The 23,773-nt window shown below is 72.4% G+C and carries 24 protein-coding genes; 7 read left to right on the top strand and 17 right to left on the bottom strand.

From position 1 onward, the window contains the following. Positions 1-88: 88 nt before the first annotated feature. The 4 genes from AB0G17_RS30345 to AB0G17_RS30330 form a co-directional block, all read right to left on the bottom strand. Positions 89-2,380 (bottom strand): PQQ-binding-like beta-propeller repeat protein, encoded by a 2,292-nt coding sequence (locus AB0G17_RS30345; protein ID WP_361389673.1) that lies wholly within the window; start codon positions 2,378-2,380, stop codon positions 89-91. 73 nt (positions 2,381-2,453) lie between these two features. Further along, positions 2,454-2,723 carry a hypothetical protein gene (locus AB0G17_RS30340; protein ID WP_361389671.1) on the bottom strand — a complete coding sequence of 90 codons (270 nt, stop codon included), beginning with the start codon at positions 2,721-2,723 and terminating at the stop codon, positions 2,454-2,456. Between the two features lie 39 nt (positions 2,724-2,762). Further along, positions 2,763-3,488: a TetR/AcrR family transcriptional regulator gene (locus AB0G17_RS30335; RefSeq protein WP_361389669.1), complete on the bottom strand. Its 726-nt coding sequence runs from the start codon at positions 3,486-3,488 to the stop codon at positions 2,763-2,765. 149 nt (positions 3,489-3,637) lie between these two features. Then, on the bottom strand, positions 3,638-4,567 hold the full coding sequence (locus AB0G17_RS30330) for a diiron oxygenase (protein WP_361389667.1): 930 nt from the start codon (positions 4,565-4,567) through the stop codon (positions 3,638-3,640). 203 nt (positions 4,568-4,770) lie between these two features. Here AB0G17_RS30330 and AB0G17_RS30325 point away from each other — a divergent pair, with 203 nt between their 5' ends. Further along, the gene (locus AB0G17_RS30325; protein ID WP_361389665.1) at positions 4,771-5,877 is read left to right on the top strand and encodes a ferritin-like domain-containing protein; all 1,107 of its coding nucleotides are present in this window, start codon (positions 4,771-4,773) and stop codon (positions 5,875-5,877) included. An 88-nt stretch (positions 5,878-5,965) separates the two neighbouring features. Further along, positions 5,966-6,574: a Uma2 family endonuclease gene (locus tag AB0G17_RS30320; protein ID WP_361389663.1), complete on the top strand. Its 609-nt coding sequence runs from the start codon at positions 5,966-5,968 to the stop codon at positions 6,572-6,574. A gap of 5 nt (positions 6,575-6,579) precedes the next feature. Here AB0G17_RS30320 and AB0G17_RS30315 read toward each other — a convergent pair whose 3' ends face one another. Next, positions 6,580-8,031, bottom strand: coding sequence for a penicillin-binding transpeptidase domain-containing protein (locus tag AB0G17_RS30315; protein ID WP_361389661.1), 1,452 nt, complete (start codon positions 8,029-8,031; stop codon positions 6,580-6,582). Next, complete coding sequence (locus tag AB0G17_RS30310; protein WP_361389659.1) at positions 8,028-9,407, bottom strand: FtsW/RodA/SpoVE family cell cycle protein; 1,380 nt, start codon at positions 9,405-9,407, stop codon at positions 8,028-8,030. The genes AB0G17_RS30315 and AB0G17_RS30310 overlap by 4 nt, the downstream gene beginning before the upstream one ends. 123 nt (positions 9,408-9,530) lie before the next feature. On the opposite strand from AB0G17_RS30310, the gene AB0G17_RS30305 reads away from it, so the two are divergent. Continuing rightward, a complete protein-coding gene (locus AB0G17_RS30305) occupies positions 9,531-10,001 on the top strand; it encodes a DUF6325 family protein (protein ID WP_361389657.1) in 471 nt (156 codons plus the stop codon). 93 nt (positions 10,002-10,094) lie between these two features. Then, the gene (locus AB0G17_RS30300) at positions 10,095-10,379 is read left to right on the top strand and encodes an SHOCT domain-containing protein (protein ID WP_361389655.1); all 285 of its coding nucleotides are present in this window, start codon (positions 10,095-10,097) and stop codon (positions 10,377-10,379) included. A 9-nt stretch (positions 10,380-10,388) separates the two neighbouring features. Here the strand turns inward: AB0G17_RS30300 and AB0G17_RS30295 are convergent, their stop codons facing one another. The 5 genes from AB0G17_RS30295 to AB0G17_RS30275 form a co-directional block, all read right to left on the bottom strand. Next, positions 10,389-10,691: an SH3 domain-containing protein gene (locus AB0G17_RS30295; protein WP_361389687.1), complete on the bottom strand. Its 303-nt coding sequence runs from the start codon at positions 10,689-10,691 to the stop codon at positions 10,389-10,391. 128 nt (positions 10,692-10,819) lie between these two features. Beyond that, positions 10,820-12,097 carry a HAMP domain-containing sensor histidine kinase gene (locus tag AB0G17_RS30290; protein ID WP_361389685.1) on the bottom strand — a complete coding sequence of 426 codons (1,278 nt, stop codon included), beginning with the start codon at positions 12,095-12,097 and terminating at the stop codon, positions 10,820-10,822. 65 nt (positions 12,098-12,162) lie between these two features. After that, positions 12,163-12,909, bottom strand: coding sequence for a hypothetical protein (locus AB0G17_RS30285; protein WP_361389653.1), 747 nt, complete (start codon positions 12,907-12,909; stop codon positions 12,163-12,165). 49 nt (positions 12,910-12,958) lie between these two features. Continuing rightward, a complete protein-coding gene (locus AB0G17_RS30280; protein WP_361389651.1) occupies positions 12,959-13,606 on the bottom strand; it encodes a class F sortase in 648 nt (215 codons plus the stop codon). Positions 13,607-13,685: 79 nt separating this feature from the next. Then, the gene (locus tag AB0G17_RS30275; RefSeq protein ID WP_361389649.1) at positions 13,686-13,997 is read right to left on the bottom strand and encodes a zinc-ribbon domain-containing protein; all 312 of its coding nucleotides are present in this window, start codon (positions 13,995-13,997) and stop codon (positions 13,686-13,688) included. Between the two features lie 139 nt (positions 13,998-14,136). Here AB0G17_RS30275 and AB0G17_RS30270 point away from each other — a divergent pair, with 139 nt between their 5' ends. Further along, positions 14,137-14,943 carry an NERD domain-containing protein gene (locus tag AB0G17_RS30270; protein WP_361389647.1) on the top strand — a complete coding sequence of 269 codons (807 nt, stop codon included), beginning with the start codon at positions 14,137-14,139 and terminating at the stop codon, positions 14,941-14,943. A 335-nt stretch (positions 14,944-15,278) separates the two neighbouring features. On the opposite strand, the gene AB0G17_RS30265 is transcribed toward AB0G17_RS30270, so the two are convergent. Together AB0G17_RS30265 and ligD are read right to left on the bottom strand one after the other, a co-directional pair. Continuing rightward, positions 15,279-16,178, bottom strand: a complete 900-nt coding sequence (locus AB0G17_RS30265) for an ATP-dependent DNA ligase (protein WP_361389645.1) — start codon at positions 16,176-16,178, stop codon at positions 15,279-15,281. Then, positions 16,175-17,059: a non-homologous end-joining DNA ligase gene (gene ligD, locus AB0G17_RS30260; protein WP_361389643.1), complete on the bottom strand. Its 885-nt coding sequence runs from the start codon at positions 17,057-17,059 to the stop codon at positions 16,175-16,177. The genes AB0G17_RS30265 and ligD overlap by 4 nt, the downstream gene beginning before the upstream one ends. Before the next feature lie 40 nt (positions 17,060-17,099). On the opposite strand from ligD, the gene AB0G17_RS30255 reads away from it, so the two are divergent. Then, a complete protein-coding gene (locus tag AB0G17_RS30255) occupies positions 17,100-18,230 on the top strand; it encodes a Ku protein (RefSeq protein WP_361389641.1) in 1,131 nt (376 codons plus the stop codon). A gap of 60 nt (positions 18,231-18,290) precedes the next feature. Here AB0G17_RS30255 and AB0G17_RS30250 read toward each other — a convergent pair whose 3' ends face one another. From AB0G17_RS30250 to AB0G17_RS30235, 4 genes are all read right to left on the bottom strand, one after another. Continuing rightward, the gene (locus AB0G17_RS30250; protein WP_361389639.1) at positions 18,291-20,045 is read right to left on the bottom strand and encodes an MFS transporter; all 1,755 of its coding nucleotides are present in this window, start codon (positions 20,043-20,045) and stop codon (positions 18,291-18,293) included. A 311-nt stretch (positions 20,046-20,356) separates the two neighbouring features. Continuing rightward, a complete protein-coding gene (locus AB0G17_RS30245) occupies positions 20,357-20,914 on the bottom strand; it encodes a cupin domain-containing protein (protein WP_361389637.1) in 558 nt (185 codons plus the stop codon). Positions 20,915-21,374: 460 nt separating this feature from the next. Continuing rightward, on the bottom strand, positions 21,375-22,589 hold the full coding sequence (locus AB0G17_RS30240) for an FAD-dependent oxidoreductase (protein ID WP_361389635.1): 1,215 nt from the start codon (positions 22,587-22,589) through the stop codon (positions 21,375-21,377). Positions 22,590-22,730: 141 nt separating this feature from the next. Beyond that, positions 22,731-23,186: a carboxymuconolactone decarboxylase family protein gene (locus tag AB0G17_RS30235; protein WP_361389633.1), complete on the bottom strand. Its 456-nt coding sequence runs from the start codon at positions 23,184-23,186 to the stop codon at positions 22,731-22,733. A gap of 494 nt (positions 23,187-23,680) precedes the next feature. On the opposite strand from AB0G17_RS30235, the gene kdpF reads away from it, so the two are divergent. Next, a complete protein-coding gene (gene kdpF / locus AB0G17_RS30230) occupies positions 23,681-23,770 on the top strand; it encodes a K(+)-transporting ATPase subunit F (protein ID WP_063801986.1) in 90 nt (29 codons plus the stop codon). The last annotated feature ends 3 nt before the right edge of the window (positions 23,771-23,773 follow it).

The raw sequence follows: 23,773 nt of genomic DNA, 5'->3' as shown, positions 1-23,773 counted from the left end.
ACGAGGGCTCTCGCCCGGCGCGCCGAGAGCACGCACCAGACGCCGCCGGACCGCCCTTCGGGCGACGACGGGAATTTGACGACAGGCCCTAGCCCACCGGCAGCGCGTACAGCGTCGCGCCGTGCCACACCACCATCGCGTCCGGGCCCGCCGCCACCGCCCGGTAGGTGCCCCGGTCCGCCGACTGCTCCTTGGCGCCCGCGTCCTGGAACTTCCACAGCCGCTCGCCGCTCGCCGCGTCCAGCGCCGTCACCTGGAACGGGTCGAGCGCCAGGACCGTACGGCCGGACGTGCTCGCCACCGCGCGGGTCTCCACCGGCCCGGCGGGCGCCAGGTCCGTCGACCCGGTCCACATCTCCCGGCCGTCCGGCGCGGCGACCGCCGCCACCTTCGTGCCGTTGTCCGGGGCGTACACAACTCCCTTGCTCAGCAACGGAGTTCCATACACTCCGGCGCCCTTCGCGCGCTGCCAGCGCAGCTTCGTGGTCTCCAGGTCGAACGCCTGGAGGCCGCCGCCCGCCGTGGTCAGCAGGGTGCCGTCGGGGGACAGCACCGCCGCGTCGGTGGGCAGCACCGTCCCGTACGACCGCGCCCACAGGTCCTTGCCCGTCTTCGGGTCGACCGCGAAGAACTCCCCGAGCACCTGCTTGGCGCCCTTCGGCGGGGCGGCGGCGGGGCGCCGCGCGATCAGTCGGCCGCCGACCGCCGTCGCCCATTCGAAGTTCTCGCCCCGGCCGAGCGGGCGGCGCCACAGCGTGGTGCGCGTCGCGATGTCGTACGCGTACAGCGCCGTGTCCTTGCCGGCCGTGGCCGTGAACCAGACCGTCGTGCCGAGGTGCGCGCGCACCTCGGGGGTGCCCATGCCGGGGGCGAGCTGCGCGTACGCCACCTTCTGGCGGATCGCGCCGTCCGCCACCGCGAACCAGGTGAAGTCGGTGGGGCCGACCCCGAACGCCACCGCCGCGTCCGGGCCCGCCGGCTGGAGCTGGGCGAGACCGGCCAGTTCGGGGCGGTTCCACAGCTGCTTGCCGGTGCGCAGGTCGACGCCGGTGAGCGCGGCGCCGGGCACGACCAGGACCGTGCCCTGGACGAGCGGGGTGCCCAGGAGCTTGCCGCCCGGCACCGCGTACCCCCAGCGGGCGGCCGGGGGCGAGCCGGGCACCGGCTGCGGGCGGGCGGCGGGCTTGCTGTCGGCGGCGGGGGCCTTGCCGTCCCCGTCGTCCCCGTCGAACGCCAGCACCCCGGCCGCGCCGACCGCGAGCCCGGCCACCGCCGCGAGACCGGCGGTCAGCAGCGACCGCCGGTCGGCGGTCAGCCGGGAGAGGGCGTTGGCGGCGGGCCGAGCGGTCTCGGGAGCCCGGGTCGGCGGTACGGGCAGGGGCTGCGGCGCCGACCAGGCGGGCTGCGGGGGAGTGGCCGGGTGCCCGTTGAGCCCCGGCGCGGGCAGCGGCGCGGCGGGTTCCGGCACCCGGTCGGTCACCACCGGGCCTGGCAACTCCTGTGCCTGCGCGGCCCGTTCGGCGATCGCGGCCGTCAGGCGCGGCGGCAGCCACCCCGCGCCCGGCGCCGGGGCCGCCCCGCCGGGGACCAGCTCGGCGGCCACCTCGGCCGGCGCCGGGCGCGACCCGGGCGCCTTGGCCAGACAGCGGCCGAGCAGGGGGCGCAGGGCGGCCGGGACCGGGGTGAGGTCGGGGACCGAGTGCGCGATGCGGTGGGCGGCCGCGTCGGCCGGGCCGGAGTCGAACGGGCCCGCGCCCCCGGCCGCGTACGCGAGGAGCATGCCCAGCATGAAGACGTCGGCGGCGGGCCCCGGCTGCTCCCCGGCGACCTGTTCCGGCGTCAGATAGCCGACGGTCACACCGAGCCGGCCGCCCTCCCCGGCGCTCGCCGCACCGGCGGCGCCGAGCACGCCGAAGGCGGTGACCAGGGGGCCGTCGGCGGTGAGCAGGACGACGTCGGGGCCGAGGCCCTGGAAGACCTCGCCGGTCACCGCGTGCGCCCGCTCCAGGGTGGCGGCGAGGGCCGCCCCCAGGGTGCGGACGGCCTGCTCGGGCAGCGGTCCGGCCAGCGCCACCGCCTCGGCGAGGGTGAGCGCGGCCGTGAACGGGGTGGCCAGCCACGGCAGCCACTCCTCGGGGCCGGTGGCGAGGACCGGCGCCACCCAGGGCCCGGCGAGCCGCTCGGCGGCCTGTGCCTCGGCGCGGAAGCGGCTGCGGAAGGCGGGCAGCGCGGCCAGGTCGGGGCGGGCGGCGGTGACACAGACCCCGCGCCCGTCCGCCCCGTGGGCGAGATAGACCCGGGCGGTGCCGGTCTCGCGCAGCCTGGCCCGCATCCGGTACGGACCGAGCTCGCGCGGTTCCTCGGCGGTCAGCGCCTCCATGGTTCAACTCCCCCTGCGGCACGGCGTGGACCAGCGAGCTTATCGCGCCCCACGGACACCGGGAGCGCGGTGGCTACGCCCGGGGCCTCGGCTTGCTCCAGGGCCAGCGGCGCGGCTCGCGTCCCTCCGGGACGTAGGTGTACTTCCAGCCGCGCGGCAGTCCGAGCCGCTTGCTGTGCCCGGCGGGCTCCAGGCGGTACGCGTGGACGGCCGGCGGGCCGCCGTCGGCGTCCGGGACCGGGATCTCGTACCACTGGGGCGGCTTGCCCGTGGGGCCGGTCAGTACGGGCAGGACGCGCCCGTCGAGGGGCCCGCCCACAAAGAGGGTGTTCTCGCTCTGCACGCCCCCAGTGTCACACCGGTGCGCCCCGCACCGCGCGCGTCACAGCAGGTGGGTGGCGTCGGCGAGGACCGGGATCACCCGGCGGGCCAGCAGCCCGGCCGGGCCGTCGGCCGACTCCAGGGCCAGGGCGGCCCGGACCACGGCGGCCGCCTGCGGGTCGGTGGCGGCGGTCGCGGTGAGCAGGGCCACCAGGTGGTCGACCAGCCAGTCGCGCAGCTCCGGCAGCGGCGGCTGCTTCTCCTCGTCGAGCCAGATCAGGGAGGCGGCCTCGACCGCCGCTATCCAGGTGCGCACCATCATCCGCAGCCGTGCACCCGGGCTCTCCACCCCCAGGTGGAGGAGGATCTGCTCGGCGGCGGCCCGGCGCACCTCGTCGACTATCGCGGTCGTCCGGGAGGTCTCGGCGACGCTGCCGCCCTGGAGCAGGGCGGAGAACCCGGCGTCGTGCTCGTCGACGAAGGCGAGGTAGCGGTCCAGGGCGTGGGCCAGGCGCTGGGTGAGCGGGCCGGTCTGGGCCTGGGCGAAGCAGAGTTCGAGCTCGTCGGCGGCCGAGCGCAGCGCCGCCTCGTACAGCTGCTGCTTGCCGCCGGGGAAGTAGCGGTAGACCAGCGGGCGCGAGACCCCGGCGGCCTCGGCGACGTCGTCGAGCGAGACGTCTTCCGGAGCCCGGTGCGCGAAGAGCGACAGGGCGGCGCCGAGGAGCTGGGTGCGGCGCTCCTCGACGCTGAGCCTGCGGTACGCGGGGGTGGCGGCCGGTGAGGTCATACGGGCAGCGTAATCCCCGGGCAGCCGCTTTACGCCGGTGCTCGTGCGGGGTTGGCCGGGAGTGAAGGACGCGGTGGGCTGCACGATGAACGGCGGCACGGTGAACGGCGGCACGGTGAACGGCGGCACGGTGAGGGGACGTGCGCCCGTCAGGCCAGCAGGCCCGAGCTCTGCCACAGCCGGCGGCCCACGCCGCGCAGCACGCCTATGTCGTCGAGGAAGTCGGTGAGCCGCCTGGCGCCGTTCTGCATGACCTCGCGCCGGTGGCCGCTGGCCTTCACCTGGGCGACGGCCTCCCGGCGGTCCAGGCCCACGTTCTCGTACACCTTGGGGTTGACGAAACAGGTGGAGAAGACGCGGGCCGCCTCGCCGCAGCTGACCCTGGTCAGCTCCCGCTCCCAGGCGGGCGCGGTGACCATCTGGCGCCGCAACTCCTCGCGGGCGTAACGGACATGGCGGGCCTCCTCGACCACGTGGATGCGGGTGACGCCGCGCATCAGGGTCTGCACCCGCTCGTCCGGGAAGGTCAGCCGCTGCATCCAGTCGAGGATCTCCTCGCCGAGCAGGGTGGCGGCGAAGGAACCGGGCGTGGTGGAGACGGTCTTCAGGACGCGCGCGAGGTTGTGGTAGAGCCGGGGGACCGGATAGCTGGGCGCCCCGCCCTGCTTGATCACCCGGGCGAACATCATCGAGTGCCGGCACTCGTCGGCGATCTCGGTGAGGGCGTACCGCACGTGGTTGCTGGTCACCGACTTGTCGTAGATGTGCCGGACGAGCAGCTGCATCAGGATGATCTCGAACCAGATGCCGAGCGAGCCGAGGGACGCGGCCTCGTGGCGGGCCAGCTCGAAGCGCTGGTCCTCGGACATCTTGCGCCACATCGGGGTGTCGTAGAGGGAGAGCAGCTCCGGGGGCCAGAACCACTTGCCGTCCTCGAACGGCGCGTCCCAGTCCAGCTCCTTGTCGGGGTCGAAGGAGTGCTTGGCGGAGGAGGCGAGGAGCCGCTCGGCGACTTCCTCGCGGTCCCGGAGCAGTCCGAGCGCGTCGCGGAGCACTTCGGTTTCCGTCACGGTCGTCATGGCAGGGGCACCTCGGTGAGTCGGTCTCGAAGGGGGTTACCGGCGGTCAACTCTTATGAGACTGCTTGTCAGCAAGCTCGTCAATCCCTTGGGTCCGACTTGTTGACCCGGCGTCTACCAACGTGTGAGCCTGCCAGGGAGCCAGCGTGTAACGGGCAGTCAGGCAGCCGGTCAGGAAGCACCGCGAGGCGAAGGAGCCGCACGTGTCGACGCACGACCTGTATGTGAACGGCCCACAGGACCCCGTCTGGGAGGTCCCGGCCTCGGGCGCGGCCCGCTTCAGCTGGGACTACGACGACGGACGCGAGCGCCTCCTCGCCCTGTACCAGAAGGGCAAGGACAAGCAGTGGGACGGCGCCAAACGGATCGACTGGGAGCTCGACGTCGACCCGTACGACCCGCTGGGGACCCCCGACGAGGCGATGACCCTCTATGGCACGCGCTACTGGTCCAAGCTGACCGACAAGGACAAGGGCGAGCTGCGCAAGCACTACACCTCCTGGCAGTTCAGCCAGTTCCTCCACGGCGAGCAGGGCGCGATGGTGTGCGCGGCGCGGATCGTGGAGTCGGTGCCGGACCTGGACGCGAAGTTCTACTCCGCGACCCAGACGATGGACGAGGCGCGGCACGCGGAGATCTACTCCCGCTTCCTCCACGAGAAGATCGGGATGCTCTACCCGGTCAACGACAACCTCCAGGGCCTGCTCGGCGACACCCTGCGCGACTCGCGCTGGGACATGCCCTACCTCGGCATGCAGGTCCTCATCGAAGGCCTCGCGCTCGCCGCCTTCGGCATGCTCCGTGACACCACCGACAAGCCGCTGCCGAAGCAGATCCTGGCGTACGTGATGCAGGACGAGGCCCGGCACGTGGCCTTCGGGCGAATGGCCCTGCGCGACTACTACAAGCAGCTCAGCGACGCGGAGCTGCGCGAGCGCGAGGACTTCGTCATCGAGGGCTGCTACCTGATGCGCGACCGGCTGCGCGGGGTCGAGGTCCTGGAGAACTTCGGCATCCCCAAGGCGGAGGCGGAGCAGTTCTCGGAGCAGAACGAGTTCCTGCACCTGTTCCGCAAGCTCCTGTTCAGTCGCATCGTCCCCTGCGTCAAGGACATCGGCCTGTGGGGCAAGCGCCTCCAGCAGGCGTACGTGGACATGGGCGTCCTGGAACTCGGCGACTCCAACCTCGACCTCTTGATGGCCGAGGACGAGGAGATCGCGGAAGAGCTGGACCGCGAGCGGTTCGCCCAGGAGGAGACGGCACGGGTCACGGAAGTGGCGGAGGCGATCGCGGAGGGGGCGGGGGGCTGAGCAACCCGTCACTCGTTCGTGCGGCGCTCCCGCATTCCCGCTGGGTAGGCTGGCGGTACTACGCAGACTCCTCCCCATGGGAGCATTCATGAGCGCCGCGCGAGACTACGGGCTGGACGACCAGTACGAGTGGGCCCGCCCGCCCCAGGGCGGCTGGACCGCGGACGACCTCGACCACCTCCCGAATCTTCCTCCGCACACGGAGCTGATCGACGGGGGCCTGTTCTTCATGAGTCCGCAAACCCGGTTCCATTCGCGCACCATTCACTTTCTGGTGCACATGCTCACGAGCCAGGCGCCGGAACACCTGGAAGCCATCGGGGAGATGACGATCAAGCTCGACAAGCGCAATCGGCCGGAGCCCGATGTCCTCGTCGTCCCGGTCGACGCGGACACGGGCCCCCGGCAGACCTGGTTCGAGCCCAGAGACGTCATCCTCGCCGTCGAGGTGGTCTCCGACGACTCGGTGGAGCGCGACCGCGAGGTCAAGCCCCGCAAGTACGCGCGGGCAGGTGTTCCGCACTTCTGGCGGGTGGAGGAGAACGACGGGCTACCGGTGGTGTACGTCTACGAGTTGGACCCCGCGACCAAGTCGTACGTGCCGAGCGGCATTTTCCACAAGCAGCTCAAGCTGACCGTCCCGTTCCCTGTCGATCTCGACCTCACCGCGATCGGCCGCCGCCTCGGAGGGAGCTGACCTCCTCAGTCCTTCAGCGCCGCCTCCATCACCGCCTTCGCGATCGGGGCCGCGTCGCCGCCGCCGCTGATGTCCGCGCGCTTGGCCTCCGCGTCCTCGACGACCACCGCCACCGCCACGGCCGGCTGGGCCGCGTCGGGGGCCTGGGCCCAGGAGATGAACCAGGCGTAGGGGTGGCCGCGGTTGCCCACGCCGTTCTGGGCCGTGCCGGTCTTGCCGCCGACCTTCGCCCCGGGGATCGCCGCGTTGGTGCCCGTGCCCTTCTCCACCACGTCCACCATCAGCTGCTGGAGCTGGGCCGCGGTGGCCGGGTTCATCGCCTGGCGGTAGGTGCGCGGGGCGTTCAGGGCGACCGTGGTGCCGTGCGCGGTGGTCGTGCGCTCCACCAGGTACGGGTACCTGAGCTCACCGCCGTTGGCCACCGCCGCCGCGACCATCGCCATCTGGAGCGGCGTCGCCGTGGTGTCGAACTGGCCGATGGAGGAGAGGGCCAGCTGGTCCGGGCCCATCTTCTTGTCGAAGTTGGACTTGGCCACCCCCGAAGGGATCCGCAGCCGCGTGTCGTTGAAGCCGAACCGGCCCACCGCCTCCAGCATCCCCGCCAGCCCCACCTTCACCCCGAGGTGCGCCATCACGGTGTTGCAGGAGACGACCACGGCGTACGCGAGCGAGGCCTTGCCGCAGCCGTCCGCCTCGTTGGGCAGGGTGGTGCTGGTGCCGGGCAGGACGTAGGGATCGGGCGTGGTGGTCGGCGCGTTCACATCGGTGACGGCGCCCGCGTCGAGCGCGGCCGCCGCCGTCACGATCTTGAAGGCCGAGCCCGGCGGATACGTCTGCCGGATCGCCCGGTTGAGCATCGGCTGGTCGGGGTCCGCGTTCAGCGCGGACCAGGCGCCCTTGACCGCCCGCCCGTTCCCCGACAACCGCCCCGGCTCGTACGAGGGGCTGCTGACCAGCGCGAGGATCCGGCCCGTGGCCGGCTCCAGGGCGGCGACCGCGCCCCGCTTGCCGGCCAGCCCCCGGTAGGCGGCCCGCTGCATGGTCGCCCTGATGGTGGTGACCGCGTCGCCGCCGGGCTGCCGCTTGCGGGTGAGGCCGCTCCACAGCGGCTTGAGCAGCGGGGAGGTGCCGGAGAGCACCGGGTCCTCGGCGGCCTCGATCAGCGTCGTCCCGTACACCTGCGAGGCGTACCCGGTGACCGGCGCGTAGAGCGGCCCGTCGGTGTACGTGCGCTCGTACCGCAGTGGCTGATGGGTGTCCTTGGAGCCGGTGACGGCGTCGCCGTCGACCAGCACGTCGCCGCGCGGCTGGCCGTAACGGGCCAGCGTGGTACGGCGGTTGGCCGGGTTGGCGTCGAGCGCGTCGGCCTGGAGGACCTGGACGCGGGCCGCGTTGACCAGCAGCGCCACCAGCAGGAGCAGACAGCAGGCGGCGGCCCGGCGGATGTAGCGGATCATCGGGTTCCCGTCCGGACGGGGGTGGGCGTGGCGGTCTCCACGGCCGGGCGCGGGGTGCGCGCGCTGTCGCTGACCCGGATGAGGAGCGCCACGATCACCCAGTTGGTGACCACCGAGGAGCCGCCCTGGGCCAGGAATGGCATCGCCATGCCGGTGAGCGGGATCAGGCCCGTCACCCCGCCCGCGATCACGAACACCTGGAGGGCGAGGATCGAGGCGAGCCCGATCGCGAGCAGCCGCCCGAAGGAGTCGCTCAGCGTGAGGGCCGCGCGGTAACCCCGGGCGACGAGCAGCGCGTACAGCAGGAAGACGGCCGTCAGCCCGGCCAGGCCGAGCTCCTCGCCCGCCGTCGCCAGGATGAAGTCGGACTTCGCGGCGAACCCGATCAGGATGGAGTGCCCGGTGCCGAGGCCGGTGCCGAACATGCCGCCCGCCGCGAAGGCGAAGAGTGACTGGGCGAGCTGGCCGGGGCCCCGGCCGGCGTCGATGGAGGCGAACGGGTGGAGCCAGTCCTGCACCCTGCTGTGCACGTGCGGCTCCAGTGAGCCGACGGCCGCCGCGCCGGCCGCGGCCAGCAGCAGCCCGACCGCGATCCAGCCGGTGCGGCCCGTCGCCACGTACAGCATGATGACGAAGAGGCCGAAGAAGAGCAGCGAGGTGCCCAGGTCGCGCTCCAGGACCAGGACGCCGACGCTGAGCAGCCAGATCGCCACGATCGGGCCGAGCACCCGGCCGGTCGGCAGCTGGAGCCGCCAGAACCGGCGGCCGGTGTACGCCAGCGCGTTGCGGTTGGCGGCCAGGTAGCCGGCGAAGAAGACCGCGAACAGGATCTTGGCGAACTCGCCCGGCTGGAAGGAGAATCCGCCCAGCCGGATCCAGATCTTGGCCCCGTTCACGGCGGGGAACGGGGTCGGCACCACCATCAGGACCAGGGCGGAGGCGGCCGAGAGGTAGGCGTACCGCTGGAGCACCCGGTGGTCGCGCAGGAGCAGGACGGCCACGGTGAAGAGCCCGACGCCGATCGTCGACCAGACGAGCTGGGTGGCGGCGGCCCGGCTGTGCGGGGTCTCCAGGTCGAGGCGGTAGATCAGGACCAGGCCGAGCCCGTTGAGCAGCACCGCGATGGGCAGGAGCAGCGGGTCGGCGTACGGGGCACACCGGCGGACCGCCAGATGGGCGAGGAGGGCGAGCAGCCCGAGCCCCGCGCCGTAGCGCGCCGCGTCGGGCGGGAGGGCGCCGCTCTTGGCGAGGCCGACGTCCGCGTACCCGTAGACCGAGGCGAGGACGGCGCAGACGAGCAGCGAGAGTTCGACGCCCCGGCGTCGGGCGAGGCGCGGGGCGGGCGGAGGCTCGTCCGCCGCCGTCGGTGCGGTCATGTCGGGCAACGTAGCAAGCGGAGGAGCTTATGTCCCTTATGCCATAGTGTGCCGAGGGGCGGGAACGCCGAGGCGGGAAACCGTGGGCGGAAAACTGACGGACCGTCACTGAGGAGTACGGCCATGGGGCCCGTGGAGTTCATCGTCCTCGCCTTCCCCGAGGAGCAGCTGCGGGTGCAGGCCGTCGACTCGCTCGTGGGGGTGCGCAGATCCCGCGCCGTACGGATGGTCGACGCGCTGGTGGTCACCAGGACCGCGGCCGGGGAGGTGCTCGCCGCCGAGCTCGACGAGTTCGAGGAGCTGTCCGGGGTGCTGGTCGGCGAGGGCGTCGAGCATCTGATCGGGCCGGAGGACGTCAGGGAGGCGGCGGACCTGCTGGACCTCGGCAGCTGCGCCCTGGTCGTGCTGATCGAGCACCTGTGGGCCGAGGAGGCGGCGAAGGGGGTACGGGCCGCGGGCGGCCACGTCGCCGGGTCGGTGCGGATCCCGCCGGAGCGGCTGGAGGAGGTCAGGGCGGCGCTGGCCGCGCGGACGGAGAGCGGACGGACCGCCCGCACGGACCGCACCGCACGCACCGCACGAGAGGAAGGCTGAGCCATGTTCACCCGGCCCACCCGCACCGCACGAGAGGAAGGCTGAGCCATGTTCACCCGGCCCACCCGCACCGTACGAGAGGAAGGCTGAGCCATGTTCATCCGGCCCGCCCGAGCGGCGGTACGACCCGTGGTGCGCCCGTCCGGAGCCCCGCTGCTGCGCGGGCTCCTCGTGGGCGGCCCCCGGCCCGCGAAGTCCGCGCGCGAGGACGCGGCCGCCGCTGAGTCCGCCTCCGCCCCCGGGGCGGCGGCCGGGGAGCCCGGCCCCGGTGACGCCGCCCTGGTGGACCTGCTGAGTCGGCTGGGACGGCTGGCTCAGCAGGGGCTGCTCACGCCCGAGGAGTTCACGGCCGCGAAGGCGAAGCTGCTCGGGCTGTGAGGTGACGGCTCAGCACCAGCGCGGCACCGCGCCGATGTTGTCGATGTAGAGCGCCGAGCCCCACGCCCAGGTGCCGTCCATCAGCAGGTACCAGCGGTTGTTGCCGTCGACGCTGCCGCCCCTGGTCTTGCAGAAGATGTGCACGATCGAGTTGTACGGCGCCGTGCCGACGATCCTGCTGCTGCGGGTCGGCTTGTCCCTCAGGAGCAGGCCGGACCTGGCCGTCACGCGGCCCTTGTAGCCGTTGTTGGCGGATTCCTCGGCGGTCGCGGGGCCGGCCGCCACGAGGGCGGCGACCGCGCCGGTGGCCATGCACAGACCGAACAGGGCAAGTGGGTTACGGCGGGACACAGTGCCTCCTGGGGGACGGGAGGGCCGTGCTCGACGGCCCTTGGCTCGCCCCGCTCACGTTAGGTTCGCTCGTTGACTCCCGCAAAGCGCTACGGGGTGCGAGGACCGCCGGACGGAGTACGCGGCGCGCCCGGGCCACCCGCCCCGGCCTGCCCGTCCGGGTGCCCGGACTCCTCCGGTACGCCGTCGCGGTCCACGTACTCCGGCAGGGTCAGCCGTGCCAGCGCGCCGCCGTCCGGTGCGTTGCCGAAGCTCAGCCGGGCGCCCAGGACCGAGGCTTGGCCGACCGCGATGGTCAGGCCGAGCCCGTGCCCCTTGTTGCCGCCCTCGGTGCGGAAGCGCTGGGGGCCGTGGTCGAGCAGATACGGGGGATATCCGGCGCCGTGGTCCCGTACCGTCACCACCGGGCCGTCCACGGTCAGCTCGACCGGCGGCGCGCCGTGCTTGTGGGCGTTGCCGAGGAGGTTGGCGAGCACCCGCTCCAGGCGGCGCTTGTCGGTCTCCACACAGGTGTCGCGGGCGATCACCAGCTCGGTGGGCGTCCCGGAGGTCCGCACCACGCGCTCCACCAGCGGCCCCAGCTGCTCCAGGTCCAGCTCGACCCGCTCGCTGCCCGCCTCCAGGCGCGAGATCTCCAGCAGGTCCTCGGTGAGCGAGCGCATGGCCCGCACCCGGTCCCGTACCAGCTCGGCGGGCCGCCCCTCGGGCAGCAGTTCGGCGGCCGCGTGCAGCCCGGTCAGCGGGGTGCGCAGCTCGTGGGCCACGTCCGCGGTGAAGCGCTGCTCGCTCAGCAGCTTGTTCTGGAGCGTCCCGGCCATGGTGTCGAGCGCCCCGGCGACCGTGGCCACCTCGTCCTGGGGGCGCGAAGGGTCCTTCGTACGGGGGTCGTTGACCCGGGCGTCCAGGTCGCCCGCGCCGATCCGGCGGGCCACCGTCGCCGTCTGGTGCAGCCGGCGGGTGACCCGGGTGACGCCGAAGACGCCGACCAGGAGGGTCGCGCCGATGGCGAGGATGGAGGAGTAGAAGATCGCCTGGTCGAGGCCGTTTATGGTGCGGGCGCTCTGGCTGTAGTCGATCGCGACCGCGATCGCGCGGCCGTCGGCCGGGCCCGCCGCCCACATGGTGGGGCGGCCCCGGTCGTCGGCGACGACCGTGCCGCGTTTGCCGGAGGCGGCGAGGTCGCGCAGCGAAGTGGGCAGGTCCTGGGGGTCGAGGCCCGCGCCCGGTGGCAGCGGCTCGCCCGCCTCGTACGCCCTCGAGACCTCCTCCAGCTTGTCCAGCGCCTTGTCGCGGGCCTGGCCGACGGTCTGCCGGGTGACCGAGACGTGCACGAGCACACCGAGCAGCGCCGCGAGCGCGCAGCACATCACGGTGATGAAGACCGCGGCCTTCCAGGTGAGCGTCGCCGTCCAGGCGGGCAGCCGGGGCGCTCTCACCGGGCGCTCGCGGAGGAGCGCGGCGAGGGGCCGGAGGTCCTGGGGTGGGGGAGGGGGTTGAGGGAGTGCTTCGGCTCCACCCGGATGATCTCGTCGCGGGTGGGGAGCATGGCGTGCTGGTGCCCGTCCCACGACCACGCCGTGCGGTACTCGTACCCGGGGATCCCCGCCGAGACCGAGTGCAGGATGACGTCCTGCCCGGCCAGCTCCACGCCGATCAGCTGGTCCGAGGTGGACATGATCCGGGTGAGGGCGCCGCGGTCGGGCATGTAGCAGCGCACGGCGAGCTGCTGCTCGGGCATCTTGATGCCGAGGATCAGCTCGTCCCTGCCGTCGCCGGTCAGATCGCGGTAGTACGCCTTGAGCACCGGGCAGCTCTTGGGCTTCGACCGGCACTGATGGAGCTGGCGAACCGTTTCCTCGTAGAGGCCGTCGGCGCCCGTGTACTGGTCGGGGTGGGCCCGCACCTCGGCCTGGACGACCGCGACCGGGTCGAGGGTGCGGACGTCGCCGCCCGGCACCTTGATGCCGGGGACCCGTTCCGTCTGGCCCTCGCCGAAGTCCAGCGGCGTCGTCGTGGGCTTGGGCAGATCGGGCCACAGATGGACCGGGCCGACCGCCGTCGGGGTCGCGCCCGCGCCCTCCAGGCCGCCCGCGTTGCCGCAGCCGGGGAGCAGCAGGGCCGCGGCGCCGGCGGTGAACAGCAGGAGTGCTGTGCGGACGGGGCGGCGGTGGCGGGTCAAGGTGCTCCTGTCGTGCGGACGGCGGCGCCGGGAGCGGCACCGCGCCCGGCTACTTCACCTGCGCCAGATCGGCGTAGAAGATGATGTTGGCCGAGCGGTGGCCGTTCTTGATCGGGCCGCCGCAGGTGATGAGGCGGAGTTCCGGGCGGTCGGTCTTGCCGTAAACCTTATTCGTAGGGAAGTCTGTTTTGTCCACTTGCTGAGTCTCGCGGATCCGGAAGACGGCGGTGGAACCGTCCGCCCTGCCCACCTCGATGACGTCCCCCACGTGCATCTTCCGCACATCGCGCATCAGGGCCGGCCCCTTGGCGGTGTCGTAGTGCGCGACGATCACGGACGCGCCCCGCTCGCCGGGCGTGACGCTGCCGGTGTACCAGCCCGCCAGCTCCGCCTTGTCGACCGGGGGCACCTCCAGCGCCTGCTTGTCGTCCAGCCCCAGACGCAGCACCGGTCCGGCGTCGACGCCCGCCGACGGGATGACCACCCGGGTCGGTTGAGCCGCCTTCAGCGGGCTCATCTGCTGGCGGGCCCGGGTGGTGGCGGTGGTGTTCTGGACGGTGACGTCGGGGGCCTTGGCCCCCCACGACCCCGAGCCGCAGGCCGCCAGCCCGCCGCCCACGGCGAGGGCGAGCGCGGCGGCGGCCGCGAGCCGGGCCGTGCGGCGCGGGCGGGGGCGGGAGGGCGTGGAGGCAGTCATGGCGACCACGGTAGGCGGGCGGTGTCGCGGAGCTTTCCCGGCTTTGTCACAGCTCTCCACGACCGCTCCGACGCTGCCGTTACTGCTGGTACGGGTTCTGCCCGGGAGCCTGTCCCTGCATCTGCTGCGGCTGGGGCTGGTGGCCCGGCTGCGGCGCGGCGGCCGTCGCGAGCAGCTGCTCGGCGGCCTCCTTGGTGATCTGCTGCTCCATGCCGCAGAAGGTGCACTGCGTGCGGTACTTGGTGGAGACCGGGAAGAGCGGGATGAAGAACAGCGTGAACTTGGTGACGTACTTCCGCAGGCCGTGGGCGGCCGGGTTGCCGCAGTTCCCGCAGACGAGCGTCATCATGGCGAGCTGGTACAGATATCCCCTGGTGCCCCAAATGAGCATTGGATTTCCCCTCCCGAGGTGAAGCGGCGCGCGTGGCAGGCGGTGCGCGTGCGGCACGCAGTAGAGGCTCGCACTATACGAGCCGCGATATTGCCCTGTGCGGCCGGTGCTGCTCCCATGGTCGTGGGGGTGATGCGGGATGCCGGGAGCGGGACTGCGGGTGACGCCGGTTCACCGGCACGGACGGGCACGGCTGTACGTCAGCCTCCCGGACGGGAGGAGCGCCGCCTGGTACGACAGGGACAGCGGGCGGGTCAGCCTGCTCCTGGAGGAGTACCGCGACGCCGTCCTGGCCGCGCTCGCGCCCTTCGTGGCGGGCGAGCCCACGGTCGGCCCGCCGCCCGCCCCGACCTCCGCCGACCTGGCCCGGCTCTCGCTGCACCCCGACGACGACCTGGCGCCGAACCGGCCGGGCGAGGCGCTGCTGGCGGAGCTCGAACGCCACGGCTCCGCGCGCCGCTTCCGCGAGGACCCCCGCCGTGTGCTGCTCGCGGCGCAGGAGCGGGTGGGGGCGGGGCTCGACGCGCTGGAGGGGGCGGGGTGGCGGGTGCTGCACTCGGTGCCGCTGCCGGGGGCCGGGCTCCTGGACCACCTCGTGATCGGCCCGGCCGGGATCATGACCTTCCGTACGGTCGCGGCGCACCGGCACCGGGTGCGCATCGCCGATCCCCTGGTGGGGGTCGGGCGGGGTGCGCCGGCGCCGGTGCTGCGGTGGGTGCGGCGGGACGCGGAGCGGGCGTCGCTGGCGCTGGCGGCGGGGGTACGGGGGGTGCTGGTCGTGTCCGACCCGTCCCGGCTCGACCTGGTCGCCCCGCCCCGGGACGTCCGGGTCCTGCGCGACGCGGAGCTCCCCGGGCTGGCGCGGCTGGGCAGCGTCCTCAAGCCGGCGGACGTGGAGTCCCTCCACTGGGCGGCGAGGGACCGCCGCACGTGGCTGAGAGCGTGAGCTCCCCCACCCCGCCCCTTCCCTGAACCCTCCGGGGGCCCCGCCCCCTGGCTCCGCGCTCGTCTGCGGGTCCGGTGGGGGCCGGTCGCGCAGTTCCCCGCGCCCCTTAAATGCCGCTGCGCGGCATCCCCCTGGGCGCCCCGAAGGGGCGCTTCCAGGGGCGCGGGGCTGTGACATGTGCGGCTCCGCCGCGTGGGCGCGACCAGCCACAGGCGACCCGCGGACGAACAGGGGCCGGGGCGAAGCCCCGAGGGGGCTGGGGGCGTAGCCCCCGGGAAGTGAGGCTCAACCACCCACCACCCCCGGAGGGTTTAGGGAACGGGCGGGGTGGGGGGTCAACCCGGCAGTGCCTCCCGCAGGCGCAGTACCCGCGTCACCCCCAACCGCGCGGACCCCCGTTCCACCTCCGCCAGCAACCCCGCCCCCTCCACCTCCGTATAGCCCACCTCCCCCCACCCCGGCGCGATCGCCGTACGCGTGGGCGCCGACGGTGGCAGCCGCGCCCGCCCCGCCTCCGCCCGCAGCGGCGACGACAGCGGCGTCGAGACCGTCACCTCGTCGTCGCCCGGCAGGATCAGGACCAGGGCTCGCGGTCGCGCGGCCGGGCCCACGTACCCGACCACCACCCCCTCCCACGTCTCCGTGTGCCGCAGCTTGCGCCACGCGCGCGTGCCGCCCCGGTACGTCGAGTCGTCCCGCTTGGCCACCAGGCCCTCGATCCCGCTCGCGGGAAGCGCCTCGTACCAGGTCAGGGCCGTCACGAAGTCCCGCGTCGCCGGGACCGGCTGGAGCGGGGGGCCCAAGGGGGACAGCAGGGACACCAGTCGGGCGCGGCGCTCCCCGTACGGCAGCCGCCGCACGTCCTCCCCCTGATCCGCCAGGACGTCGAAGGCCGCGTACGACGCCGGCAGCCGCGCCGCGAGCGGCCCGGCCCGGCCCGGCGTCGCCGCCGCCCGGCGCTGCACCGCCGCGAAGTCCGTGCGGCCGCCCGTCCACACCACCACCTCCCCGTCGAAGACGCACCCCGCCGGCACCGCCAGCGCCGCCGCCACCAGGTCCGGGAACGCGGCCGTCACGATCCGCCCCGACCGGGCCTGGAGCACCACCCCGTCCGCCTCCCGGAACACCACCATCCGGTGGCCGTCGAACTTCGGCTCGTACCACCAGCCCGGCCCGCGCGGCAGCTCCCGTACCGACCGCGCCAGCGCCACCCGTACCGGCGGCCGCACGCTCACGGCAGCCGCCCCGCCCGGTTGAGGTTGATCAGGGGGCCCAGCAGGTCCCCGTCCGCGGCCAGCCGCGGCTCGATGTCCCCGAGCAGGAAGACCAGGTCCTCCGGGGCCCGGCAGGACTCGACCTCCTCCCACGACACCGGCGCCGACACCGTAGGCCGCTCCCTGGCCCGGAGCGTGTACGGCGCCGCCGTCGTCTTCGCCGCCGCGTTCTGGCTGTGGTCGACGAACACCTTGCCGGGGCGGAGGGTCTTCGCCATGCGGTGCGTCACCAGGTCCCCGAGCGCCGCCTCCGCCTCCTTCGCCAGGCCCTTCGCGTACTGGGAGACGTGCTCGGAGGCGGTCGGTTCGAGCGGGACGAGCAGGTGCAGGCCCTTGGAGCCGGAGGTCTTCGCGTACGCGTGCAGGCCGTCCGCCGTCAGCCGCTCGCGCAGCCACACCGCCACCGCGCAGCACTCCACCACCGTCGCCGGCGCCCCGGGGTCCAGGTCGAAGACCATGCGGTCGGCCCGCGCGGGCGCGTCCGCCTGCCACTGCGGGGTGTGGAACTCCACCACCAGGTTGGCCGCCCACATCAGGGTCGACAGGTCCGGGACCGTCACCTGGCGCGCCTCGCTGTCCTCGGAGCGCGGGACCGCGGCCGTCTTCACCCAGGAGGGTGTGCCGGGCGGGGGATTCTTGGTGAAGAAGAGCTGGCCCTCGGGGCCGTCGGGGTAGCGCAGGAACGACACCGGCCGGTTGTGCAGATGGGCGAGGAGCGCGCCCGCCACGGACGCGTAGTAGTGCAGCACCTCGCCCTTGGTGGTGCCGGTCGCCGGATACAGCACCTTCTCCAGCCGGGAGAGCGCGATCCTCCGCCCCTCCACCCATGTGATCGGCGTCATACGATGAGAATCCCACTAATCCCGGCGAAGGGGACTAAGAGTGCGATCCATATGGAACGGTGCGATCTCATTCGGGCTGGTCAGTATTCCGATCAAGCTCTTCAACGCCACCGAGAGCCACTCGATCTCGTTCCGGCAGATCCACACGGAGGACGGCGGACGGGTCCGCTACCGCAAGGTGTGCGAGCTGGACGGCGAGGAGCTGGACGCCTCCGAGATCGGCAAGGCGTACGAGGACGCGGACGGCTCGCTGGTCCCGATCAGCGACGACGACCTGGCCGCGCTGCCGCTGCCCACCGCCAAGACCATCGAGATCGTCACCTTCGTGCCGGCCGACTCCATCGACCCGCTCCAGATCGACGCGGCGTACTACCTGAGCGCCGGCGGTGCCGCGGCGGCCAAGCCGTACACCCTGCTCAGAGAGGCGCTCAAGCGGAGCCGGAAGGTGGCCATCGCCAAGTACGCGCTGCGCGGGCGCGAGCGGCTCGGGATGCTGCGGGTCATGGACGACGTCATCGCCATGCACGGGCTGCTGTGGCCGGACGAGATCCGCGCCCCCGAGGGCGTCGCCCCGGAGACCGACGTGAAGATCCGGGACGCCGAACTCGATCTGGCCGACGCCCTGATGGACACCCTCGGGGAGGTCGACGTGGCCACGCTGCACGACGACTACCGGGAGGCCGTGGAGACCCTCATCGCCTCCAAGGCGGGTGGCGCGCTGCCCCCGGTCGAGGCGCCGGAGTCCCACCGTGGCGGCAAGGTCATCGACCTGATGGCCGCGCTGGAGAAGAGCGTGCGCGCGGCGAGACAGGCGCGCGGCGAGGAGGCGGCGGAGCCCGCTCAGGAGGCGGAGCCGGCCGAGTCCGCCGAGGTCACCGAGCTGAAATCGCGCAAGACGGCCGCCCGCAAGGAGGCCCCGGCGAAGAAGAGCGCGAAGGCGGCCACCAGGACCACCTCGAAGGCCTCCACGAAGACCGCGACCAAGACCACCTCGAAGGCCGCGAGCAAGTCCGCCGCCAAGACCGCCACCAAGTCGACCTCGAAGACCGCCGCCAAGAAGTCGGCGGCATCCCCCAAGGCCTCCGCCGCCGGGGCCAAGAAGTCCACCGCCACCACGGCCAAGAAGACGGCGGCGAAGAAGACGGCTCCCCGCAAGCGCGCGTCGGCCTGACGGCCTTCGTACGCCCACGGGGAGCCGGGTCGGAGGGTCCCTACGGCCGTGGATCCCGCGTCACACGCTCCTGCCCACCGGCTCGCCCAGCGCCTCCAGCTCCGCGTCCAGGTCGCGCGCCTGCACCTCGCGGGGCAGCGCGAACATGCCGAGCGCCACGAGCAGCAGGATGCCGATCCCGTACCAGAGACTCAGGTCGAAGCTCTTGACGAAGTTGTGGCTGACGGCCTTCTGGCCCTGCTCGGTCAGGATCGGCTGGACCTTGTCGGCGCCCGGCACCGAGGACGGCTGACAGCTGGCCGGGACCTTGGTCGGGTCCGACTCGGCCGACCGGTCGTGCACACACGCCCGGAAGCCCTTGACGATGTCGTCGACGCCGCCCGCCGGGACCCCGGCGGTCACCAGCTCCTGGCGCAGGGCCGGGGTGACCTTGTCGACGCCGTGGTCGGAGTCGTCCGCCAGGTGGCCGAAGAAGAGCACGCCGACCAGGGCGACCCCGAGCGCCATGCCGACCTGCTGGGTGGTGCCGAGCAGCCCGGAGGCGGAGCCCGCGTCCTTGACGGGCACCTTGGTGAGGATCGCGTCGATCATCGGGGCGACCACCAGACCGAAGCCGAAGCCGGTCACGACCAGCGGCGCGATCATCTGCCAGGACGGGATCCCCGGGCCGTAGTGGTGGGCGACGAAGATGTACGCGGCGAAGCCGGCCGCGTTCAGCAGCGCCCCGCCGATCAGTGTCATACGGCCGATGCGCGGGGTGAACACCTCGACCGCGAGGCCGGAGCCCGCGGCCGCGCCGACCGCGAAGGCCGCGCCGGTCAGACCGGCGCGCATCGGCGACCAGCCCAGACCCAGCTGCATGTACAGCGTCCACACCAGGAAGAAGCCGCCCAGCGCGATCCAGAACAGCGTCCACACCAGCATGCCCGCGGTGAACGCCCGCTCCTTGAACAGGCTGAGCACCACCAGCGGCGAGCCGACGGTCCGGGTGCGGTACCGCTCGAAGGCGACCAGGATGCCGAACACCACGATCGAGCCGCCCATCAGGACGTACGTCCAGGCCGGCCAGCCGAGCGTACGGCCCTCGGCGAGCGGATAGACCAGCATCAGGATGCCGGTCACGGCGATCACCACGCCGATCGGGTCCAGCTTGGGTGCGGCGGGCGACTTGGACTCGCGTACGAAGAACCAGGCGGCGATCAGGGCGCCGACGCCGACCGGGATGTTGACCAGGAAGATCGGGCGCCACTCCAGGTCGGCGATGTTCGCGTCGACCAGCACACCGCCGACGATCAGACCGGCGACCGACGCGGAGCCGAGCACACCGCCCCAGATGCCGAGCACCTTGCCGCGCTCCTCGGACGGGAACGTGACGTGGATGATCGCCAGGATCTGCGGGACCATCAGGCCCGCCATCGCGCCCTGGAAGAAGCGCGCGCCGATGAGCATCCCGGGGCCACTGGCCACACCGCAGAGCGTCGAGGCGATCGTGAAGCCCGCCACGCCGATCAGGAACATCTTCTTCCGGCCATAGATGTCGCCGAGCCGCCCGCCGGTGATCAGCAGGGCCGCGAAGCCCAGGACGTAACCGGCCACGACCCACTCGATCTGGGTGTAGTCGGCGTGCAGGTCCTTCTGGATGCTCGGGATGACGACGTTGACGATCGTCACGTCGAGCATGTCCATGAACCCGGCCACCAGAACGATGATCAGGGCGAGCCAGCGGCGCGGGTCGAGCGTCGGCGCGTCGCCGGACGCGGCCCCCGCTTGGCTTCCGCCGGGCAGGTCGGCTCCGGCGTGCGTGTCGTGAGTCATGGCGTCTCTACCTCTGGCCGATCGTGGTGACCGGGGCCGTCCGAGCCCGGTCGTGACGGATGAAGCGTGATGAAACGAGTGCCATTTGCTTATCTCCTTGCCGCAGCGGCAGGAAAAGGTGCGTCACCGAGATGACGACACAGGGTCCGGGCGTGTGACTTTTCGCAGGTCACACCCCATTTCCGGGCCCGGACAGACGGCCGCCCCGCGGATCGCTCGGGCGATCGGGCGGGGCGGGGGCAAAGAAGGCGGTCACCTGCTCCGGTGGCCCGAGGGACTGTCCGGGCGGCTTCCTGACGCGCCCGAGCCGCTCAGGCGACCGGCTGCTTGGCGACCGGCTGCTTGGTGAACGTGGCCAGCAGGCGCTGGGCCTCCGCGTCGGCCTGGCCCGCCGGGACGAGGACGCCCTCGGGGGTGAGGCGCATCGGCTCGGTGCCCGCCATCCGCCAGTCGAACTTGGCCGCCAGCTCGAAGAGGTCGGACTGGATCAGCGGGCCGCCCTTCTCGTGCTCGGCGGCGAGCGCGGTCGGGTGGTACAGCTCGTACCCGCCCGGCAGGTGCAGCGTCAGGAAGTGGCAGCCGCCCTCGACCGTGGTGGACCAGGTGTGCTCGGTGCCCTTGGAGATGTGCGCCATCCCGCCGGGGCCGAGCGTGGTCACCTCGCCGTCGATGTACATGACCAGGGAGCCCTCCAGGACGAAATACGTCTCGTCGGACTCGGCATGCGTGTGGAGCGGCGGTCCGGGGGTGGCGGCTGCTATCTCGCCTTCCACGAGGGCGGCGGCGCCATCCGTGGCACCGCTCGGCAGGACGATTTCAAACCCGCGGCGGCCGGCAGGACGGTCCTCGGGGTGGATGATGGTCGTCATGAATCCCTCTCTGGCTTGATTTACCTCAAGTGGTTACGGGTTTAGCACGGGGCGGCGGGTGCGGGTCAAGCAGCGCTCAACTTGCCCGCCGGGCACGGCTCCAGTGGTACTCGGGCTCCTCATGAACAGCTCTGGTACGCCTGTGTGCGACCGCGGTGTTTCCGCAGTTGAACGGGGGTGAAGGCGGCTGGTTGCCCCTTCAATGAAATGGGCGGGAGTTCAGGTACGGGTGGTGAAAAGGACGCGGACCCGCCATTTGCCCGTCCGGAATCCGTTCCGTATCTGCCCGGAATCCATCGGGTATCCGTCCGGTATCCGTTCCCCGTGCGCGTCCGGCAGCTGTCCGACATCTGTCCGGTTTTCCACGTGTCGCTGTCGCTGTCGCGGAATTTCCCGATACGCCGACGGGCGGGCACGGGCGCCGTGAGCACCCGTACCCGCCCGTGCGGCGGCCGCCGTCTCAGACCCGCTCGGGGGTCCGTACGTGCTCGGGCCGCGGCCCGTAGCCGATCATCCGCGCGATCAGCTTCCGCATCGGCCGCACATGCTCCGCGACCGCCAGGAACCTCGGCGGCTCGGACGCGCGCGTGCCGTGCAGCGTCGGCGCGATCAGCTGGTTCTGGAGCAGGATCTGCATGCGCTGGATGGCGACCACCGGGGGCAGCCGCCGCCGCTGCACCGCCGCCAGGTGCTCGGTGCTCACCGCGCCCCGCCGCAGCGGCTCGGCCAGCAGGTTGGCGGTGGCCACCGCGTCCTGCACGGCGACGTTGATCCCGAACCCGCCGACCGGCGACATCGCGTGCGCGGCGTCCCCGATGAACAGCAGCCCCGGCCGGTACCACCGCTTGAGCCGCTCGACCCGGACCTCCAGCATCCGGGCGTCCGAGAACTCGATCTTGTCCGGGCGTTCGCCCATCCACGGCAGCAGCGCGCGCACGCTCGCCCGCAGCGACTCGATGCCCTCGGCCTGGAGCTCCGCGTACCGGCCCTTGGGGATGACGTACGCGAACTGCCAGTACGTGTCCCGGCAGATGCCGATGAGCAGGCCCTGCTGCCCCATGCGGATGAAGGTGTCCGGCGGGTCGCCCTCCTCGCGCGGGATCCGGAACCAGAGGTCGTCCATCGGCGCCCCGAACCCCTGCGGCACGAGCCCGGCGGGGCGGCGCAGCACCGAGTCGCGGCCGTCGGCGGCCACGGTGAGTTCCGCGCGCAGTTCGTGCTCGCCCTCGGCGTCCCGGTAGCGCACGCCCCGGGCCCGGTCGCCCTCGCGGATCAGACCGTGCACCTCCGCGCCCATCCGCAGATGGAAGTTGGGGTACTTGGCGGCCTCGGCCGCGAGCAGGTTGAGGAAGTCCCACTGGGGGACGAACGCGATGTACGGGTACGCGCCGGACAGCAGCCGCTGGTCGGCGACGAGCACATCGCGGGTGTCGGTGACCATGTTGATCCCCGGTGTGGTGCGGTGCGGCAGCTCCAGGAAGCGCTCGGCGAGGCCCAGCTCGGCGAGGACGTCCAGGGTGGAGGGGTGGATCGTGTCGCCGCGGAAGTCGCGCAGGAAGTCCCGGTGCTTCTCCAGGACGGTGACTTCGATGCCGGCCCGGGCGAGCAGCAGACCCAGCATCGCGCCGGCCGGCCCGCCCCCGACTATGCAGCAGGTGGTTGTCTCGGTTCCCATTCGTGCCACCTCGGCGTCGTGCATGGATGTCGTACGGAGTCGATCTCGGCGAGCATGCCCCACCGCTGTCGCGGGTGCCAAGGTCGAACACAGATCATCGAATGGTGTGTCAGAACCCGTAGGGGCCGGGTGAGTTGACGATCACCAGGTCTGGCCGCCCTGCTGGTGGGTGGCCGCGTTGAGGCGGTTGTAGAAGTTGCTGACGCCTATCCACAGCACCAGGGCGGCGAGCGGCTTCTCCTCGTAGTGCCGGGTGGCCTCGTCCCAGATCGCGTCGGGGACCGGCTCGGCGCGGTCGTTGAGCCGGGTGACGGACTCGGTGAGGGCCAGCGCGGCCCGCTCGGCGTCCGTGAAGTACGGCGTCTCGCGCCAGGCGGCCACCGCGAACAGGCGCTCCGCGCTCTCGCCGCCCTTCATCGCGTACCGGGTGCCCGAGTCGACGCAGGCGCTGCATCCGTTGATCTGGCTGGCGCGCAGATGGACGAGGTGCATCGTGGTGGCGGGCACTCCGGCGCTGTGGGTCGCCTTCTGCAGTCCTCGAATGGCCTCCATCGCCCCCGGGACGAGCGTCGCCGGGCTCGGCATCCGTGCTTCCATGACTCTTCTCCTGGCTGCCACTCGCTGCGTGGCCTGGGCTTCGACTGTCATGGAATTGACGAAGTCGGACAGAGAAGTGTGACGGGGCGCCTCGCCGACGGTGCGGTCGCCCGGCTGCGGAGCGGTGGTGGCCGGTCGCCGCGTCCGTGGGGGGCGTCGGGGCCGCGGTGGCTCTCGATCCAGCCCCGACCCCTGAACACCCCGCGCCGCCGCGCATGACGCGCATGACGCGCATGACGCGCATGACCGTATGACGCGTATGACCGTATGACGCGTATGGAAGGCGTCAAGGACGCGCCAGTGGCCGTAAGGGGCCCGTCAACGAAACGGGTGGAGGGCGGGGCGGGGGGTTTGCTCTAGGGGTCCGCCCAATTCCCGCTCATTTACGAGCCTCTTCCCGTTCTGGAGTTCACGATGGCCGATCTGGCCTTCGTCGTCACCACGATCGCGGTATTCGCGTCGGTGGCGCTCATAGCCAAGGGGGTGGCGAAGCTGTGACTGCCGAGAACATCGTCGGTCTGATCGTGGCCGTCGCCCTGCTGGGATATCTCGTCCTCGCCCTTGTGTACCCGGAGAGGTTCTGAGCA

Source organism: Streptomyces sp. NPDC023838 (assembly GCF_040639555.1).
GTDB lineage: Bacteria > Actinomycetota > Actinomycetes > Streptomycetales > Streptomycetaceae > Streptomyces.
Note: the sequence above shows the minus strand (reverse complement) of the source record. Positions and strands in the feature narration are given on the sequence as shown.

Bases quoted from the DNA above. Each gene is read 5' to 3' on its own strand.
- AB0G17_RS30305 (WP_361389657.1), top strand. From the start codon at position 9,531: ATGGGGCCCGTGGAGTTCATCGTCCTCGCCTTCCCCGAGGAGCAGCTG.
- AB0G17_RS30310 (WP_361389659.1), bottom strand. From the start codon at position 9,407: ATGACCGCACCGACGGCGGCGGACGAGCCTCCGCCCGCCCCGCGCCTC.
- AB0G17_RS30295 (WP_361389687.1), bottom strand. From the start codon at position 10,691: ATGGCCACCGGCGCGGTCGCCGCCCTCGTGGCGGCCGGCCCCGCGACC.
- AB0G17_RS30280 (WP_361389651.1), bottom strand. From the start codon at position 13,606: ATGACTGCCTCCACGCCCTCCCGCCCCCGCCCGCGCCGCACGGCCCGG.
- AB0G17_RS30275 (WP_361389649.1), bottom strand. From the start codon at position 13,997: ATGCTCATTTGGGGCACCAGGGGATATCTGTACCAGCTCGCCATGATG.
- AB0G17_RS30235 (WP_361389633.1), bottom strand. From the start codon at position 23,186: ATGGAAGCACGGATGCCGAGCCCGGCGACGCTCGTCCCGGGGGCGATG.
- AB0G17_RS30270 (WP_361389647.1), top strand. From the start codon at position 14,137: ATGCCGGGAGCGGGACTGCGGGTGACGCCGGTTCACCGGCACGGACGG.
- AB0G17_RS30240 (WP_361389635.1), bottom strand. From the start codon at position 22,589: ATGGGAACCGAGACAACCACCTGCTGCATAGTCGGGGGCGGGCCGGCC.
- AB0G17_RS30290 (WP_361389685.1), bottom strand. From the start codon at position 12,097: ATGTGCTGCGCGCTCGCGGCGCTGCTCGGTGTGCTCGTGCACGTCTCG.
- ligD (WP_361389643.1), bottom strand. From the start codon at position 17,059: ATGACGCCGATCACATGGGTGGAGGGGCGGAGGATCGCGCTCTCCCGG.
- AB0G17_RS30245 (WP_361389637.1), bottom strand. From the start codon at position 20,914: ATGACGACCATCATCCACCCCGAGGACCGTCCTGCCGGCCGCCGCGGG.
- AB0G17_RS30345 (WP_361389673.1), bottom strand. From the start codon at position 2,380: ATGGAGGCGCTGACCGCCGAGGAACCGCGCGAGCTCGGTCCGTACCGG.
- AB0G17_RS30320 (WP_361389663.1), top strand. From the start codon at position 5,966: ATGAGCGCCGCGCGAGACTACGGGCTGGACGACCAGTACGAGTGGGCC.
- AB0G17_RS30300 (WP_361389655.1), top strand. From the start codon at position 10,095: ATGTTCATCCGGCCCGCCCGAGCGGCGGTACGACCCGTGGTGCGCCCG.
- AB0G17_RS30330 (WP_361389667.1), bottom strand. From the start codon at position 4,567: ATGACGACCGTGACGGAAACCGAAGTGCTCCGCGACGCGCTCGGACTG.
- AB0G17_RS30335 (WP_361389669.1), bottom strand. From the start codon at position 3,488: ATGACCTCACCGGCCGCCACCCCCGCGTACCGCAGGCTCAGCGTCGAG.
- AB0G17_RS30315 (WP_361389661.1), bottom strand. From the start codon at position 8,031: ATGATCCGCTACATCCGCCGGGCCGCCGCCTGCTGTCTGCTCCTGCTG.
- AB0G17_RS30250 (WP_361389639.1), bottom strand. From the start codon at position 20,045: ATGACTCACGACACGCACGCCGGAGCCGACCTGCCCGGCGGAAGCCAA.